The sequence below is a fragment of the Streptomyces himastatinicus ATCC 53653 genome (genome assembly GCF_000158915.1).
Taxonomy (GTDB): Bacteria; Actinomycetota; Actinomycetes; order Streptomycetales; family Streptomycetaceae; genus Streptomyces; species Streptomyces himastatinicus.
The window spans coordinates 4,645,005-4,648,867 of the sequence record NZ_GG657754.1 but is presented as its reverse complement, the minus strand read 5'-3'; the positions used below and the strand labels follow the sequence as shown (position 1 = coordinate 4,648,867).

The following is a 3,863-nucleotide window of genomic DNA, read 5'->3' as shown; positions in this document are numbered from 1 at the left end:
ACGTCGCGAAACCCCAGCCGTAGCAGGCGAACACCATCGCGACGGTGAAGGCGAAGATCGCCCACGGCAGGTGCAGCAGCGCGTACAGGACATGCCGCCACGAGGTGCCGCTCTTCAGCAGCGCGCCCACCCAGGACACCGGCCCCCGCTTGCCCCCCGCCACGCGGACCGGCTCCGGCTCGGCCACCTCCACCCGCAGCAGCGCCCGGGCGCGGGCCCGCTCCACGACCCCGATGCCCCGGCAACCCGCCAGGGCGGCGCCGAGCACCGGAACGCCGAGGAAGGTGATCAGCAGCCCCGCGCCGAGGGAGAGCATGACGACCGCGTACGCGAAGGCCAGGACCGCCATCGGCAGGCTGAGCAGCAGATAGAGGAACTCGCGCCAGACGCGGGCCTCGAACGGCGCGCGCAGCGTCGGCGGCACCAGGCGGTGTCGTGGCGCGCTCCCGGGTCCGTACGGTCCGTATGCGGTGGCCATCTCGTCGTCCGTCCTCCTGAAGCCGGTGCCCGGCTTGTCCGCTGCCGTCGTCTACCAGAGTCGCCGGGGCCGGTGGCCCGGGCCATGAAGCGGGTCGGCGTCTTCGCCCGGGGGCTAACCCCACCCCTTCGGCGCCGCCGCCGCGCGGCGCGGGACGCCGCCCGTACGGCTCGTACCGTCGCGGTCGCGCCACGGCAGCTCCGCCTCCACCGAGGTCGGGCCGCCGGGCGGGGAGTCCACCACGAACCGGCCGTCGACCGAGCCGAGCCGTTCCGCCAGCCCCGCGAGGCCGCTGCCCCCGTCCGGGGACGCGCCGCCGCGCCCGTCGTCCCGCACCCGGATCAGCAGCCTGCTGCCCGACCGGGCCAGCTCCACCGAGGCGGTCCGGGCGTTGCTGTGTTTGCTGATGTTCTGGAGGAGTTCGGAGACGGTGAAGTAGGCGATGCCTTCGATGGCGGGTGCGGGGCGGTCGGGTAGGTCGGCGGTGACGGTGACGGGGACGGTGCAGCGGGCGGCGAGGGCGGAGAGGGCGGGGCCGAGTCCGCGGTCGGTGAGGATGGCGGGGTGGATGCCGCGGGCGAGGTCGCGGAGTTCTTGGAGGGCGAGTTTTACTTCGCCGTGGGCTTCGTCGACCATGCGGGCGGCTGCTTGGGGGTCTTCGTCGAGTTTTTCCTTGGCGAGGCCGAGGTCCATGGCGAGGGCGACGAGGCGGGCTTGTGCTCCGTCGTGGAGGTCGCGTTCGATGCGGCGCAGGTCGGCGGCGGCGGTGTCGACGACCGTGCCCCGGTCCGACTCCAGCTCCCACACCCGGGTCGCCAGCCGCGACGGGCCCAGCAGCCCCTTCACCAGCAGCCGGTCGACGGACGTCAGCGCGCGCATCACCCATGGGGTCGCCAGGAGGACCAGCACCCCGAGCACACAGGACGCGGCGACCTCGAACGGGGCGTCCAGGTAGAAGTGGCGCCCGCGGTCGTCGTCCCCGAACAGCTCGATGCCCGGCTGGTCGATGTACGCCAGCTGAAGAAGCCGCCGTCGAGCCCGCCCGGCATGCGGCTGGGCTCGTCCACGTGGAGCGCCAGCAGCGACCGGGCCCGCCGCCGCTCGAGCCGGGCGAGCCAGCGGCTGCCCAGCAGGCCCACGGCCAGCACCGGCAGCCCCCCGATCGTGACCGCCATGCCCACGCCCACGGTCAGCCACATCAGGGCGTAGACGAAGCCGAAGATGCCCATCGGCAGATTGACCAGGAGATGCGCGATCTCCTTCCACGTCTGCGCGGGATAGGCGAAGGCGGGCGGGCGGGGCAGTCGCTCACCGCGCTCGTCGGGGGAACTGGAGGTCATGGCACCAAAGACTGCCGCGCCCCGGCGGGCCGCGCCATGGGGTACATCGCCGGGCCCGAGTAGGGCTAGCCCCCGTAGTTCTCCGTAGTCCCCCATGGGCTCGGGGCTCCGCATGCCGGACGGGCGGATCGCCATACCGCCGGTAGGGCCTAGACTCCCGTGCGTACGGATCGTCGAACACACGAGGTCGACGAGCAGCAGGCAGGACAGGGAGCGAGGGGCGGACGTGCCGGAGGCGACGACCGTACGCGCGGCCAGTAGCGTCCCGCTCGCGGCCGACTACTTCCACGCCTATACGGTGGTGGGTCTGGTCGCGGCGGTCGGGGTGCTCTTCGTTGCCGTGGCCTTCGGGGCAGGACGGCTGCTGCGGCCGGTGGTGCCGACGCCTGAGAAGCTGCTGACGTACGAATGCGGTGTGGACCCCGTGGGCGAGAGCTGGGCACACACCCAGGTCCGCTACTACGTCTACGCTTTCTTGTACGTGATTTTCGCGGTGGATTCGATCTTCCTGTTCCCATGGGCGACGGTCTTCGCCGCGCCCGGTTTCGGCGCCGCCACCCTGGTGGAGATGTTCATCTTCCTCGGGTTCCTCGCCGTAGGTCTGCTGTACGCATGGAAGAAGGGCGTCCTGGAATGGACGTGACACCGACCCCCGCGCAGGCTCCCGTGGATCTCCCGGAGCCGCGCCGCCTCGGCCCGCTCGCACGGCTGGCCCCTGAGCCGATGAAGGTGGTCCTGAACTGGGGCCGCCGCTACAGCCTGTGGGTCTTCAACTTCGGGCTGGCCTGCTGCGCCATCGAGTTCATCGCCGCCTCGATGGCCCGCCACGACTTCATCCGGCTCGGCGTGATCCCCTTCGCGCCGGGACCGCGCCAGGCCGACCTCATGGTCGTCTCCGGCACCGTCACCGACAAGATGGCGCCCGCGGTCAAGCGGCTCTACGAGCAGATGCCGGAGCCGAAGTACGTGATCTCCTTCGGCGCCTGCTCGAACTGCGGCGGCCCCTACTGGGACTCGTACGCCGTGACCAAGGGCGTCGACCAGATCATCCCGGTCGATGTGTACGTCCCCGGCTGCCCGCCCCGGCCCGAGGCGCTGCTCCAGGGGATCCTCAAGCTCCAGGAGAAGATCGCCCGCGAGTCGCTGGGGGAGCGGTACGCGTCGAAGGGCGGCCGCCCGTCCACGGCCGCGCTGCGCAGCGGCCTGGTCGAGCCCCCGGCCGCCGGGGAGGACACGCGATGACCGAGCCGAACGAGTCTCCTGAGCCGACCGAGGGTTCTGCTGAGCCGACCGAGGCTTCTGCTGAGGCGGACGAGGCTGTGGTGGGCTGGCTGCCCCGCCCCGCCACCGAACTGTTCGGCGCGGGCGCCACGGCCGAGGAGGCGTACGCCCTGCTCACCGTCGACGTGCCCGCCGACGCGTGGATCACGGCGCTGGAGACCGCCCGCGACACCCTCGGCTGCACCTACTTCGACTGGCTGAGCGCGGTGGACGAGCCCGGCGAGGGCTTCCGGGTGGCCGTGCACGTCGTCGCCGTCACCCCGGGCGCCGCCATACGACGGCTGCTGGTCCGCACCACCGTGCCGCACGCCGCCGCCACGCTGCCCACCGCCGTGGGCGTCTACGCGGGCGCGGCCTGGCACGAGCGCGAGACCCACGAGATGTTCGGCATCGCCTTCAGCGGCCACCCCGGCCTCGCGCCGCTGCTGCTGCCCGACAACTTCGAGGGCCACCCGCTGCGCAAGGACTTCGTGCTGGCGGCCCGGGTCGCCAAGGCATGGCCGGGCGCGAAGGAGCCGGGGGAGTCCGACCACGGCGGCCCCAAGCGGCGCCAGATGCTTCCGCCGGGCGTGCCCGACCCCAACGAATGGGGCCCGCTCAAGGGCCAGCTCCCGCCCGCCCCGGCCCGCCCGGCCCGCGGCGCCCGCGCGGGCGGGCGACCGCCCGGCCCGCCGCACCCGCACCGCGGCGGCGGGCTCGGCGACCCAGTCCGACGCCGCCCCGGCGGAGCGCCCTCGCGCGCCGTACGCGCAGCGTGAGCGAGG

Annotated in this window: 3 protein-coding genes and 2 pseudogenes; 3 read left to right on the top strand and 2 right to left on the bottom strand. The window is 73.1% G+C overall.

The window, feature by feature from the left end; all coding sequences use genetic code 11:
- Together SSOG_RS19320 and SSOG_RS48605 are read right to left on the bottom strand one after the other, a co-directional pair.
- Window positions 1–478 (bottom strand): sensor domain-containing protein (locus SSOG_RS19320; protein WP_009715929.1); only part of this gene is annotated, 478 nt, incomplete at its 3' end.
- Window positions 479–592: 114 nt separating this feature from the next.
- Window positions 593–1,818, bottom strand: a pseudogene (locus SSOG_RS48605) (sensor histidine kinase).
- Between the two features lie 226 nt (window positions 1,819–2,044).
- Between SSOG_RS48605 and SSOG_RS19310 the strand changes: the two are divergent.
- The 3 genes and pseudogenes from SSOG_RS19310 to SSOG_RS19300 all read left to right on the top strand — a co-directional run.
- Window positions 2,045–2,461 (top strand): NADH-quinone oxidoreductase subunit A, encoded by a 417-nt coding sequence (locus SSOG_RS19310; RefSeq protein ID WP_009715927.1) that lies wholly within the window; start codon window positions 2,045–2,047, stop codon window positions 2,459–2,461.
- On the top strand, window positions 2,452–3,060 hold the full coding sequence (locus SSOG_RS19305; protein WP_039938087.1) for an NADH-quinone oxidoreductase subunit B: 609 nt from the start codon (window positions 2,452–2,454) through the stop codon (window positions 3,058–3,060). The genes SSOG_RS19310 and SSOG_RS19305 overlap by 10 nt, the downstream gene beginning before the upstream one ends.
- Window positions 3,061–3,137: 77 nt before the next feature.
- Window positions 3,138–3,863 (top strand): annotated as a pseudogene (locus SSOG_RS19300) (NADH-quinone oxidoreductase subunit C); the annotation flags it as partial.